10 protein-coding genes are annotated in these 13,145 nt (G+C 35.4%); 6 read left to right on the top strand and 4 right to left on the bottom strand.

The genetic code is table 11. The annotated features are described in order from the left end of the window. Window positions 1–86: 86 nt before the first annotated feature. Window positions 87–2,318 (bottom strand): hypothetical protein, encoded by a 2,232-nt coding sequence (locus AsAng_RS12835; RefSeq protein ID WP_264793195.1) that lies wholly within the window; start codon window positions 2,316–2,318, stop codon window positions 87–89. Window positions 2,319–2,435: 117 nt separating this feature from the next. Next, a complete protein-coding gene (locus AsAng_RS12830; protein ID WP_264793194.1) occupies window positions 2,436–3,230 on the bottom strand; it encodes a TraB/GumN family protein in 795 nt (264 codons plus the stop codon). A 550-nt stretch (window positions 3,231–3,780) separates the two neighbouring features. On the opposite strand from AsAng_RS12830, the gene AsAng_RS12825 reads away from it, so the two are divergent. From AsAng_RS12825 to AsAng_RS12815, 3 genes are all read left to right on the top strand, one after another. Continuing rightward, window positions 3,781–4,479 carry an MBL fold metallo-hydrolase gene (locus tag AsAng_RS12825; protein WP_264793193.1) on the top strand — a complete coding sequence of 233 codons (699 nt, stop codon included), beginning with the start codon at window positions 3,781–3,783 and terminating at the stop codon, window positions 4,477–4,479. A gap of 525 nt (window positions 4,480–5,004) precedes the next feature. Further along, window positions 5,005–5,598 (top strand): TetR/AcrR family transcriptional regulator, encoded by a 594-nt coding sequence (locus AsAng_RS12820; RefSeq protein ID WP_264793192.1) that lies wholly within the window; start codon window positions 5,005–5,007, stop codon window positions 5,596–5,598. A 384-nt stretch (window positions 5,599–5,982) separates the two neighbouring features. Further along, window positions 5,983–6,423 carry a hypothetical protein gene (locus AsAng_RS12815; protein ID WP_264793191.1) on the top strand — a complete coding sequence of 147 codons (441 nt, stop codon included), beginning with the start codon at window positions 5,983–5,985 and terminating at the stop codon, window positions 6,421–6,423. A gap of 4 nt (window positions 6,424–6,427) precedes the next feature. On the opposite strand, the gene AsAng_RS12810 is transcribed toward AsAng_RS12815, so the two are convergent. Continuing rightward, window positions 6,428–7,471 (bottom strand): alkane 1-monooxygenase, encoded by a 1,044-nt coding sequence (locus AsAng_RS12810; protein WP_264793190.1) that lies wholly within the window; start codon window positions 7,469–7,471, stop codon window positions 6,428–6,430. 142 nt (window positions 7,472–7,613) lie between these two features. Then, complete coding sequence (locus AsAng_RS12805) at window positions 7,614–8,780, bottom strand: aminotransferase class V-fold PLP-dependent enzyme (protein WP_264793189.1); 1,167 nt, start codon at window positions 8,778–8,780, stop codon at window positions 7,614–7,616. A gap of 244 nt (window positions 8,781–9,024) precedes the next feature. On the opposite strand from AsAng_RS12805, the gene AsAng_RS12800 reads away from it, so the two are divergent. The 3 genes from AsAng_RS12800 to nhaD all read left to right on the top strand — a co-directional run bounded on the left by AsAng_RS12800 (window position 9,025) and on the right by nhaD (window position 13,145). Beyond that, a complete protein-coding gene (locus tag AsAng_RS12800; RefSeq protein ID WP_264793188.1) occupies window positions 9,025–10,470 on the top strand; it encodes a COG1470 family protein in 1,446 nt (481 codons plus the stop codon). A 349-nt stretch (window positions 10,471–10,819) separates the two neighbouring features. Then, window positions 10,820–11,422 (top strand): DUF4412 domain-containing protein, encoded by a 603-nt coding sequence (locus AsAng_RS12795; RefSeq protein WP_264793187.1) that lies wholly within the window; start codon window positions 10,820–10,822, stop codon window positions 11,420–11,422. A 337-nt stretch (window positions 11,423–11,759) separates the two neighbouring features. After that, entirely contained in the window at window positions 11,760–13,145 is a 1,386-nt protein-coding gene (gene nhaD, locus AsAng_RS12790) for a sodium:proton antiporter NhaD (protein ID WP_264793186.1), read from the top strand.

Genomic DNA, 13,145 nt, shown 5'->3' with positions numbered 1-13,145 from the left:
TTTAGGGCTTGCGAGCCCTATTACTTGATTCTTTTAGCGGTTCTTGCTTGATTCTGAATTGGTTGATTACTTTTGTCATATTTTGCTTAATTGGCTCTAGGGATCGCCTTAAATAGAGCTTTTTTTAGCGAAGGGGTATGCTGGAGCGATAAGGTGTTTTTTTCTTCTAGAAGCATAGCAATAGAAGTTTTAAAACGCAGTGCTTGATCGTCAGACTGATCTTTTTCCTTAATCCAAATAATGATTTCATCCTTTAGGGCTGCCTCAAAATCTAGCGCAACAGGAAAGTCAGGTTTGTAGTGGTTAGAAATGGTATCGTGTATTATAATTGTATACCCCAAATGCTCATAGGTACTATTGGGATTTTTATCGTTTCGAAGACCTACCTTATAAACAATTTGATCCCAATCTTTGGTTACTAAGTGTTGTAGATAAAAACCAATTGTTTGAACAGGCGAGAGAGTATTGTTAAATTGCTCCTTTCTCGATTCAGAGAGGGCAAAATTATTACTTTTTGCTTGGAGGATGACTTCATAATGCGCATCCTTTTGCATAAAACGATAAGGAATAAATACTTCAATTTTTTTCTGGTTGTGTATCGGAAATTGAGTGGGCTGATTGGCGTCATTATTAATGAAAAAGCCTTGATTTAAGGTTGTTCCATTGGCTAAGATTTGAAGGTCAAAGAAGCCCTTACTGTGATAGTAGTCAGGAACAATCATACTAAACCTAAACAATTGTCCAGAAAGCCCTGCCTGCAAATGTTCTTCATGACTGGTTGCGTGTATCTGAATATCATTGAGGCTACTTGGACAAGCATAGGCTTGGCTTTTAAAAGCAATCAATTGAATAGCGGGTATATCAATGCCTTCAAACAATAGATATGGTGTTAATTGTATGTGTTGAGGTGCTACAAAATAAGGTAAAAAAACAAAAATAGTTTGTTGATAAACCAGTGGAATTTTTTGATGGCTACCAGCATAGATTTTATTGGGTGCTGTACTGGTCCAATAAGAAAGTTGAGCAATTGTTTTTTTAGATAAACTAGGGAATGCTATTTTTAGTTGCCCTTCTTTAGGGAGTTGATCAAATTTGACCTCCAATTGGTATAAAATTCCAGATAAACCATTGTGTATATATCCTGCGGTTTGTTGAAGGCTAGCACTGTCAACAGTTTTGACAATCGTTAGCTCTTTTGATTTATGATGCTGGATAATTTTATCGTTGCCCGTTAGTAAGAGTTTAATTTGTTTAGAATGTTGTAAATTGTAATAAGGAATAAAATAACTATAGGCACCTATTATTCTGTTGTCCTCTTGTTTTCGATGTTGTGTAAGCGGCATTATGTTGGCAAAAGAAGCCTGTTTTTCATCCGTTATTTTGATGCCGATATTTCTACGTTTGTATTGTAAGGGAAGGCTATAGTTAAACGCCAGTTTGATTCCTTGGATACCTTTGTGTTCAACCTGTTCCGTTACCAAGAAATGAGAAGAAATCGGCTTGCGCTCTATTTTTTTTACCTCAAAAGTCGCCTCTTTTATCCGATGACCAATTGTTAATTGTTGATACTTTTTATTGAAGTTTTGTGCCCCATGTTCTACTAAAAAACAACCCATGTCATTAGCGGCAGTTGGGTCAGCATTATGGACACAAACAATAAGGCTATCGTAGTTGGTCATTGTTGTGCTAAACGACTTGGGTTTAGTTTTGAATTTGTTTCGATTAACAAGACCGTGTAGCGTTTGGTTATCCCCAAGTTTTACCAACCATTTGGGATCGGGGGCATGATAGCCCAAGCCCAAGGGATTGGCATTGCTGTCAGGGACGATGGTCGCTGTTTTTAGCGCTAAAAACAAATCGTAAATTTTGACTTGATGCAATAAAAAAGGGCGGCTATAAACAGGCAAGGTTTTTCCTTTGGTGGTAATGGTAATATTCGTTGTATAATCTCCTTCTTCAACAGCAATTTCACGATAGGGAATGTATAAATGAACGATTGTATCTAAATTGGGGAGGCTATCAATTCCTAAACTATCTACCAAATAAGCAATGCTATCGGTATATTGATAGGTGAATGTTTTACTTTGTTGAGCAATAAGCTGCTCTTTTGCTTCTATTTTTATGGTAAATTCATGCGTGGTATTGTCCAATTGATAAGGTGAAAACCTAAACTGTATGTCTAAGCCCTTGGTGTGACTATGCGTGCCTTTTATAAGAGCATCTTGTTTGATCTGAAAATCACTTAAATGATAGCTGGCTTGACCAACTGTTAGTTGGCTAATCAAGAGGGGGAAAAGGATAAAGATAAGTCGATGCATATACATAAGGATTAGAGATTACAAACTTTAGCGCATAAATGAATGAATATTTAAGTGGGGGAACTTTTATTTATTGAGCTAGGGCTAGGGTGGTCTCTGTGGAAAACGATTGTAAGACTAATAAAAAATGGGAGTAATTTTGTAGCCCTTTTTTTTCATTAGGCGGAGTACGCCTTTTTTGCCCCCTAGATGCCCTGCACCAATGGCGGCAAACAAACTTTGTTGACAGGCATATTGTTCAAACCGTTCTGCCATTAGGTCATTACGTTCGTATAATAGAACCTGTCGCATGCCTCCTATAGATCGTTTTGCTTTTTTTTGCAAGCCTTGTATATCTCCTTGTATATATAACTCTGCTGTTTTGCTTAGTTCTTTTCTAAAACGTTTAAAATGGGTTGCCATTTTTTTTAGAGAACGACATTGTTCTTTTATGTTAATCTTAGAAAATACAGCCATTTGCTCATGAAAAGTCTCCAATCCCATTAGCTCCTTATTGGCGTTTTGGGCGATAGTATAAAGCATACTGTCCAATGCCATTTGATTATCTGCTTGGAATTGCGATTCAGAAATAAGGTTAAATAAAATAATTGGAGAACTGTATTTAAATTGTTCTAGCTGTTGCCCTGTTTCTATACGTACTAATCGATCAAGTTTTTGATAAATTTTGGGATTTAAGAAATCCTGAAGTGTTTTTCCATTAGGCAATTTTGAAGCTTGTTGCAATTGAGCAAGATCGGCATCTTTTAGATCAAATTCAGCAGCAAAAGCAGCACAATTTTCTATACAGCTTTTTAAAAAATCAATTTTTCTAAATGCACGATTGTCTCGAACATGCATGGTTCCAAAAAGATAAGAGGGAGCTTGTACGTTTTTGCCACTAATTTCCCATAACAAGGTGTTTTTTTTCTTCATTATTCAATAAGCACTTCAACTTAGTTTGGTTGATCTTAAAATTTTTTATGATAGATGTAAATATAATAATAAGTAGTAGAATGGGGTAGAATTTAATGAATAGAGCCAAAGATAATACCAACTTTTTATCCCCTGTAGACTTTGAACTGTGTTTTTATTTGTAATGAAAAAGATAAGTGTTTGGTAATGAATTTTGTAGATTTATTTTATTTTGCTTTTCTTGATTTATACAATCAAAAAATGTAATTTTTTGCGAATAAAAATAATCTTTTATTTTTTCACTCTATGGGAAAATTGTATTCGATTATTTCACCTGTGTTATGTGCTTGACTATTGGTTTTATATATTGTGGCTGTTTTAGCGTTAAGAGCTTGTTACTTAGTTAATGAACGGAGTGAGGTTGCAGTCGAAACAGTACTACGCAGAACCCCGCTAAAAAATATAAGATATTTTTATGCAGAAAGCAGAGCGTGTCTAAAAGGATAGGAACGAGTGAGCTAAAGAGGAAATGAATAAACCATTTTAACAACTTCAATATAATACAACGCAAATGACAAAGACGATTGGAAAAATAATTTTCACGATTACTTTATGCTTAATGACAACATTGGGGTTTTCACAGACAAAAGAGATTCAAATTGAATTTATCGGAAACTGTGGATTCCACATGACTGACGGAATTACAAATTTTTACATAGATTTTCCATATAAGTCTGGAGCCTATGGATATATGGAGTTTGATAAAGCAGAGTTAGATAGCATAAAAGAAAATTCTATTTTCATCTTTACTCATAAACATGCTGATCATTATTCGAAAAAGAATTTGAAAAAAGTAATGAAAAAAAAACGAGGAAAGACATTTGGCGTTTCCAATATCTCAGAATTAGAAATGTTGAGTGAAACAATTAGTGACTTTGAAATAAAGGCATATAAAACGAAACACACATTTTTGGGAATTCCATGTAGGCATTATTCCTATTTAATAACCTGGCACGGAAAAAAAATATTTATATCTGGCGATGCAACGAATCCAGAAACAATTGGGGGCATGGATAATCTTGAATTGGCTTTTGTGCCATATTGGATTCTAAAAAGTGCAAAAGAGCAAGAAATTGAAATTGATGCAAAGATGTTTGCCGTTTATCATTTGTATCCTGCACAAATACCTAGTGCAAACAAACACTGGGGAAAGGTTGAAAACATAAGACCAATGGTTAAGCAAGGCGAAATAATAAAAATTGCATTATAAATAAAATAGGGCAGGCAACGATATAAATGTAATAGCACCTAAAATGTTCATTTCAAAGAAATTGCTATTGCATTTATACAAAGTCGTTGATTGTAATCAATCTACAAGTCAAAAAATCATGCATAAAGCTAGCTTATTGGCTCATAAGCCTAGTAGCGCATGAAGCAAATAATCTATGGAGTATTATTATTTATGTGCTTTAAAAAATGATAATTTAGAAAATTATTTGAATATTTGTTGAATATTAGGTGAGATGCTTCTTTTTTTACACTTAATTATTGGTATTTTGTTAAATAGAAGTATAGCTCTTAATTAAGATGGACAAAGATAATGAGCAATAAATTAGTAAGATCAGTTAGTAGCATTGTTACTATAGGAAGGGCAACAGATGAATAGTAGACTAAATTTTGTCCGTCTACTTACGTAGATAAGCAGAACTAATGATTGTAAATGGAACGCATAATCAATTCTGTTTAATTACTTACTTATCCTGAAAAATTAACTAACATAGAAAGAATACATGCAATGGGCAGAAAAAGTAAAGCAGATGTACGCAAAAAAGAAATTTTAGAACATTTTTATATTATTCTAAAAGAAGAAGGATTTGAAAACGCATCAATAGCAAAGATAGCAAACCTTATGGAGGTAAATCCAAGCTTATTAATTCACTATTTCAAAACCAAAGAAGAAATGGTGGTTGCTTTTGTTGAGTTTTTGTTAGGGCGTTATGAAGATACTTTTAAAGAACAAATGCTAGGGGCAAAAGACCCACAAGAACGATTTAATAATATATTGGATGTTATGTTTAGTGAGGATTGGTTGACTTTTTCGGACCAAACTGTTTTTTATGCTTGCTATTATTTGTCTTCGAGACATCCTAGAATCAAAGAGCGTTTTCAAGTTATGTATAACCGTTTTAAGGAATTATTGATTCCTCATGCTATTTCTTGGATGGAAACAGGGGTTATCAAAGAAGCAAACCCAGAAGATGTGGTCGATTATTTGATTGTTGTGAATGAAGGATTAACTTATTTTGATAAATTAATGAGTGATCCTGAAGGGTTTAAACGTCGAGCTAAATTTTTAAAATCTTCTGTTCTTAAAACCTTAACTAGTTAATAAAAATTAAGCGATAAAGTCTAATATTCCAAAAGCTATTCTGTGTCTGTCATAGAATAGCTTTTGAGATTTTAAGAAGAATAAATACGAAATAGAGCTAGTGTTTTTTTGTTAAAAAACGTTAATTAATAGCAATTTAAGCCCATTTTTTGTAAGTTATAGTAGGATATGTCTTTGTACATTTAAATCTTGAAAACGGAGGTATATCTATTAATTTATGTAAAAAAATATATTTTTTATTAGTTGAAATTATAGTATGATTTTCTTTTATTACTCTTCGTAATCATCTCCCCACATAAATTCCCCAACATATAATTTTTGATTAGAGTTTAGCTATAAAAACAGAATAGAGTTTTAGCTATTTATTCATAAAAATAGAAAAATATGAGGGTATATTTACAATTGTTATTTACGATAGGTTTGATCTTTTTGGGGACGGTAACCTACAGTCAAACTACCTTAGAAACTAGATTAAGGGAACTCCCCGAAAATACCAAAATAACGGTCAACTATTCCTTAAAACTACCAGAAGGTGCTAAGTCTGTATGGTTAGACAATGGGAAGGGAAAAATATGCAGTTGCCAACTCTTGATAGCGGAATCAAACAATGAGAACCGTGTTTATCAAAGCAATCAAACCTTATCTTTAAAAAAAATAACCATTAAAGGTTTGTTTGACGGTTCTCAAATGCATGTGGCAAGGGTTTATTTTCACAATACCGATGATTATTTTAAGTTTAAATGTTATGCACGAGATATTTTGGTCAAGCACATTGCTGAATACCTAAATATTGATAACATAGGTGCTGTTGCTAAAGAAGATTAATCGTTTATACATGGTTCATTTTTATTACTCTAGGATTCATTAAATAGAACCATAAGGGAGGAATCATGGCAATTAGCATAGAGGTGGGGTAGCCCCAAGGCAATAAGGGGGCTTTTTCGAAGTGTCGCAAAATTTGATATTGGCGATTCGATTTGTAATGATGATCAGAGTGCCGAGTTAATTCATAGAGTAGAATCCGACCAATGTCATGGTTGCAATTCCAAGAATGCCAAGGTTGCACAGCTTCATAACGTCCAGACTCTAATTGGCGACGTTGTAAACCATAATGCTCAATATAATTAACGGTTTCTAACATTAGAAAGCCCAAAATTGCAGCAAGGAGAGCAAAAGGGAGAATAGCCCAATCAAAAAGAAACACAAGGAATGTTAAATATCCTATTTGTATCAACTGAAAATGAATCATTTGATTGTAAATGCTAAAGGGCGTTTTGTTTTCTTTTTGTAGCCGTTTTGCTTCAATTTTCCAAGCAGAAAGATAACTATAAACAACAGAACGAATATAAAAGGCATAAATGGTCTCATTAAAGCGGGAACTTGCAGGGTCTTGAGGCGTGGCAATGTGTACATGGTGACCGTGATTGTGTTCAATAGCAAAATGCATATAGAGGTTAGGGATCAATAAAATTTTGGAAAGGAGCTGAGGCAATAATTGATTGCGATGCCCTAATTCGTGCGCTACATTAATACCAACCCCTCCCAAATAGATGCCTACCGTTAACGTTAGTCCAACCATTTCATAAGTGGCTAACGGAAGATTGGCAATGCTATAAAAATACCAATAACTAATGCCCAAAAGGATAGGGACATTTAGATAAAGTAAAAGCGTAAAAAAGAACTTACTGGCTTGCGTTTGTTCTTCTGATGTGGTTAAATTATTACTGTTGCCTGGAAAAAAGGCTTCGAGAAGAGGAATTAGGACAAAAGAGACTGTGACGCCATTATAGGACCAAATTCCTCTATAATAAAGAGCATGGATGACAATCGCAGGAATAATGTAAGCGAATAAGTATTTTAAATCTTTCCACATAAGGATGATAGTTGATGATGCATTAGAAGATGATCTACCTATTTACAAAATACTAAATTAAGAGGAGATTTACAAATTATAATTTGTTCTTACTTATCATCAACCCAAACCCATCTCTGTCTAACTTGCCCAATAAAAGTGCTTACAGTAAAGCGAGTGCTCGTTCAAATTTGTCAATCAAATAATCAGCTTCTTCCAAACCTATATAATAACGAACAAAGGTAAATGGGAGCGGAGGAACTTCATTAGGATGTAAATTATAGAAGACACAAGTTGGAATTTGTAAGGCTTCATGCCCTCCCCAAGAAACGGCCAATTGGAAAAAATCTGTTAATGAATCACAAAAACGCTCCATTTGTTCTATGCTATTGGCTTTGAAGTTGACAGAAAATAGACCCCCTGCACCACGCATTTGCTCTTTTGCTAATTCGTATTGAGGAAAATCTTCATCCAAGGGGTAGCAAACATAATCTACTTTGGGATGCTTTTTTAGATATTGTATAACGGTTTGAGTGGTTTGGCTAATCTTCTCTAAGCGAATGGGAAGTGTACGCAAGCCCCTAATTACCAACCAAGCATCATTGGGAGAAATACAAGCCCCTAATGTCATATATTCTGACGCAAAGATTTTCTTAATCATAGACTGACTTGAGCAAACAACCCCAAAAACAACATCACTATGCCCTCCTAGGTATTTGGTGCCAGAGTGGACAACGATGTCAATACCATATTCAATGGGATTTTGATAATAGGGGCTGCAATAGCTATTGTCTATAATGGTCGTAATCTGATGCTGTTGAGCTAATGCTGCACAAGCTTTTAGGTCTTGAAGTTCAAAGGTAAGGGAGTTGGGACTTTCTAACATCATTACAGTGGTGTTCGGACGAATTTCAGCCTCTATATTTTTTATACTTCGACCATCAACAAAGCTGTGTTCAACTCCAAAGCGTTGCAAGAAATTACCAATGAGTTTCGCCGTCCAGCTATAAGGTTTTTGGACACAAATAATGTGATCGCCTGCGGCAACATTGGCAATCACTGCTGCTGCAATAGCAGCTGCACCACTAGAGAAGACTAGCGCATCTTCACTGCCCTCCATTGCGGCTAATTTTTGGCGCAAAATACGAACAGTGGGATTGTTTCCACGAGTGTATAAGCTGCTGTCTAGCTCATCTTTAAAACCTGCTCGAAATGCAGCAATAGAAGGAAAAGCAAAATTAGAAGATTGTATAATAGGAGGAACAATGGCATTGTAATATTCTTCTTTATGTTCTCCTGTATGCGTTAAAATTTGTGACCAATCCTTCATTGTTTTGAATTTAAATGATTTTAGGTTTTTTTCTTAAAAAAAAGTTAATATATTTACTCAACCGTGTATTGGTATGCCAGAACTGTTTTGATGCGTCAAAAAGTACAATTTTGTTGCACAATTTCCTTTTAAAATACCGATTCAATGACGTTGTTTAAAAATTTACTTTAGCCTTGCTGGTTTTTAGTGCTTAAACAATTTCAATTATACAATTTTAGATAAAAAAAATAACACAGAAGCTTAAATGAAATTATTAAATAAGATTTTTCTTCTCGTGGTTTGTTTTCTTTGTAGTGGTGCTTTTTTAGAGGCACAAGTAGGGATCAATATTCTTCAACCAGATACTTCAGCGATCTTGCATTTGGAGTCTACTGATAGGGGTTTTTTGCCTCCACGAATGACAACAGCACAACGAGATAACATTTATAGTCCCAAACCTGGATTAACCATTTTTAATAGCGAAGATAGCACGGTACAATATTATACAGGAAGGTGCTGGTTGCCTGTTTGGCAAGAAAGCTGTGACGATTGCCTATTTGATTTTTCGATAGAGAATCAAAATGGGAATATTGATCGAATTATGGGGAATAGCGATTCTACCCGTCTTTTTATCAACCAAACGAATGGACTTTCTTCGGTAGGTGTTTATGTGATTGCTAATTTACCACAAGGAATTACAGCTTCTATTGACCGTGCAGTGGTTACTGGAACGGATACGGTTAACCTAACTGTTACAGCAGATATTTTTGCTCCAGCAGGAACTTATCCTATTGTCGTACAAGCTGCTTGTGACGGAACAATAAAAAGCCAAGTTTATGTGGTAACAATTGATCCTTGTATAGAAATTGATTTAATTGCACCTACTGTAAATTATGACTTACAGGCGGTTAATAATCTACCTACTTCTACGCCTGTTTGTGTTGTGTTGCGGATTCCGCCAGGGCTGGAAATGACAAATGATACTTCTGGCGCTCCTGTTTATACTTCTGGTAACTTACATGCACAGTCTAGAGTTGGAATTTGGAACGAAGGATTTTTATTGGCTCATGGTGGTAAAGGAGGAGTTGGTGCTGGTTTGCAAGGACAAACTGGAGAAGGTGCGCCAGGAACTCATGCCATGCATTTGACAACGCATACTCATTTGGTGAACACTGGTCGTATTTATGGCGGCGGTGGTGGTGGTGGATCTGTAGGCTTTTTAGCTACAATTCCGATCCCTCAACCAATTGGTAATTTTAATTTAGGAATTGGTGCTGGCGGAGGCGGTGGCGCTCAATTGGGCGAAGGTGGAAATCTTGGTACAGGATTTGGTTATTATGAAGCAGGAACTGCTGCGAGTGGTGGTATGCTTGCATTGCCTGGAAATGGGGGAGTGTTAACAACGCCAATTTCTTTTCAAGTGACGGTAGCACAATTTACCATTACTCCTGCTGTATTTGGTGGGAATGGCGGTGGATATGGTTTGCCTGGGCAAGAAGGAAGTTTGAGCTTTAATTTGGATGTAACCATTAATATTCCTTTTGTTGGGAATGTGAGCATCTTTAATCAAAATTTCCCTGATCCACCATTAACTGTATTTCCTGATGGAGGAGCTGCTGGTCATGCAATCAAGCGCAATAACAACCTTCTTATTGGTCCTATTGATGGTAATTATCAAACCACCAATATAAAAGGAATGATTGGCAACTAAATTCACTAAAGCGGAATAGACGTTAATTAGATTGTTTTTTTTATATTAACAGTCCAATTGAGTAAAAGGGCATTAGACCTGCTCTTTTACTCAAACTAAAATAATAGATGCCTTGGAGCATCAAAGAAGAAAAAAAATAAACCCACAAAGCAACTAAAGAAGCAAAAACAATGAACTATTCAAGCAAATAGTTCAGCAAACCTAGTTTTAGGCACAAGAATTGACCCTCTTATTTAAATTTTCTTAAAAGCAGATTCAAAGCGTTAAATATTGTCAGTAATACTATATTGGCAGATTCTTTGACGTATTATTAAATTATGGACTCTACTCATAATAATACACATACAATATGAATAAAATAACTCTACTATTAATTGTTTTCTTGGCTTCTTCAACGGTTGTTTGGGCACAAACTTTTGAAGGAATAATAGAGATGCATCAGGTAACATCTAATGGGTTAGAATACGATCTAAAATGGTACATCAAAGGTGACAAAATCGCCTATGAACTATCCTCAGCATCGAGTAGAGGAGAGGTGCAAATGAGGTGTGTGCCTCAAAAAAGTACCAATTCTATGTTGATGATTAGTGGAAATACTAAGAGAGTCATTCCTGCGAGTGATATTACTTCACCAATTGGGTTTTCTATGGAAGGAGCCAAGCTTCAAAATAAGGGAACTGTTAAACACAAGGATTTTAGTTCGGTTCAACATTGGGAAATCTCTACTGCAGAAATTGTGGCGGATGTTGAGATAACAACAGATGTGAAAATTAATTTTTCGGAATACAAAGAATTTTTTAAATCTGATTATGGGCTCTGTGCTTTGGCGGAATTAGGACAAGAAGGCTTTCCTTTAAGTAGCGTTACTAAGGACAAAAATGGCAATGTATTGACTAAAACAACCCTCAAAAAAGTAACAAGAACAACTTTGTCGGATTCTTATTTTAAATAAGTTTGCTAACAAATATAAGGCTAAAAGGCTAATCTTTCGAAGGAAGGGTTAGCCCTTTTTATTGTATTATGGGCTGTTTGGTAAGCAATACTTCATAGATTTACTGCATTTCGCCTTAGTGGGTAGCTGCACTGCTATAGAACGAATAAACTAGCTTTGATAAAGTAGCTTCAAAAAAGTGTTTCAGTTGTTTGCTAAACCCGTCAATTTGTGTAATTTTAGCACGTTTTTATACAAGCTTATCGTTCGTGAGGTCGCCAGCTCTGTTTAGGTTTCCTATAGAGTAGTGTTTCGTCGAATGTCGATTAATACTGATAACCTTCTAATCTTACAAAAAATGCTAACAGCAGTAATTCTTACTTTTATCATTGGCTATTTAGCAATAGTTTTTGAACACCCCTTAAAACTTGACAAAACGGTTCCTGCATTGATAATGGCCGCAGTTTGTTGGGCATTAGTATCTTTGGGGCATATACCACTTCCCGAAGGGCACATTGCACATGGAGCTGCACACGATTATTACAAAGATGAATTAGGACCTACTTTGTTGCACCATATTGGGAAGACGGCAGAAATCCTTATCTTTTTAATAGGAGCAATGACAATTGTAGAGTTGATTGATTTGCACAAAGGCTTTTCTGCTATAACTGATCGAATCAAAACAACTCAAAAATCAACCATGCTTTGGTTGATTACTCCTTTAGCCTTTTTTCTATCGGCTACCTTAGATAACTTAGCTTGTACCATCGTATTGGTTTCTTTATTGAGAAAACTAGTTCCTGTAAAAGAAGAAAGAATTTATTTTATAGGTTTGGCAGTTATTGCTGCAAACGCAGGGGGAGCTTGGTCACCAATTGGAGATGTGACAACAACAATGTTGTGGATTAACGATAATGTATCTACGAGTGGTTTGATTGTTAATATTTTGATACCATCTATTGTTTGTGCAGTTGTACCTACCTTTTTTATGTCTAGAATGTCGTACATGAAAGGAGCAATTACAATACCTGAATCTAGCCGTGAAACTAATACAGATTCCAAAAAGGTAGTAGGAAGTACCGTTATGTTGGTAGCAGGATTAACAGGGTTAATTTTTGTTCCAATATTTAAAGTAATTACCCATTTACCTCCTTATGTAGGCATGATGCTTTCTTTGGGAATGGTATGGTTGATCTCAGAATATTTACACCCTGACGAAGATTTTGAAGACAAACACCATTACTCTGCTCATAATGCCTTGTCTAGAATCGAGATGTCTAGTATTTTATTTTTTCTAGGAATTTTGATGGCAGTGGCTTCTTTAGAATCAATGGGAACACTAAAATCTTTGGCAGTATATATGGACAATACGATTCCAAATCGAGATATTGTAATTGCTGTTTTAGGTTTAGGTTCTGCTTTGATTGATAATGTGCCTTTGGTAGCAGCAGCTATGGGAATGTATACAGAGGGGATTGATGATAAATTGTGGCATTTCTTAGCTTACTCTGCTGGTACAGGAGGATCTATGTTAATTATTGGTTCTGCTGCGGGAGTAGCGGCAATGGGAATGGAAAAAATTGACTTTATGTGGTATGTTAAACATATTGCTTGGTTGGCTTTTATTGGTTTTGTGGCAGGAGCAATCGTATTTTTATTGTTATATCCTGTTTTGAATGGAGACGTTTCAGCTGCTGACCCAATTTTAAATACAGGAACAGACTTAATTAAAACAATCGGTTAA

Source organism: Aureispira anguillae (genome assembly GCF_026000115.1).
Classification (GTDB): domain Bacteria; phylum Bacteroidota; class Bacteroidia; order Chitinophagales; family Saprospiraceae; genus Aureispira; species Aureispira anguillae.
The sequence above is the reverse complement of the archived record's forward strand: the minus strand, read 5'-3'. Positions and strand labels throughout refer to the sequence as shown.

Bases quoted from the DNA above. Each gene is read 5' to 3' on its own strand.
- AsAng_RS12835 (WP_264793195.1), bottom strand. From the start codon at position 2,318: ATGCATCGACTTATCTTTATCCTTTTCCCCCTCTTGATTAGCCAACTA.
- AsAng_RS12830 (WP_264793194.1), bottom strand. From the start codon at position 3,230: ATGAAGAAAAAAAACACCTTGTTATGGGAAATTAGTGGCAAAAACGTA.
- AsAng_RS12825 (WP_264793193.1), top strand. From the start codon at position 3,781: ATGACAAAGACGATTGGAAAAATAATTTTCACGATTACTTTATGCTTA.
- AsAng_RS12820 (WP_264793192.1), top strand. From the start codon at position 5,005: ATGGGCAGAAAAAGTAAAGCAGATGTACGCAAAAAAGAAATTTTAGAA.
- AsAng_RS12815 (WP_264793191.1), top strand. From the start codon at position 5,983: ATGAGGGTATATTTACAATTGTTATTTACGATAGGTTTGATCTTTTTG.
- AsAng_RS12810 (WP_264793190.1), bottom strand. From the start codon at position 7,471: ATGTGGAAAGATTTAAAATACTTATTCGCTTACATTATTCCTGCGATT.
- AsAng_RS12805 (WP_264793189.1), bottom strand. From the start codon at position 8,780: ATGAAGGATTGGTCACAAATTTTAACGCATACAGGAGAACATAAAGAA.
- AsAng_RS12800 (WP_264793188.1), top strand. From the start codon at position 9,025: ATGAAATTATTAAATAAGATTTTTCTTCTCGTGGTTTGTTTTCTTTGT.
- AsAng_RS12795 (WP_264793187.1), top strand. From the start codon at position 10,820: ATGAATAAAATAACTCTACTATTAATTGTTTTCTTGGCTTCTTCAACG.
- nhaD (WP_264793186.1), top strand. From the start codon at position 11,760: ATGCTAACAGCAGTAATTCTTACTTTTATCATTGGCTATTTAGCAATA.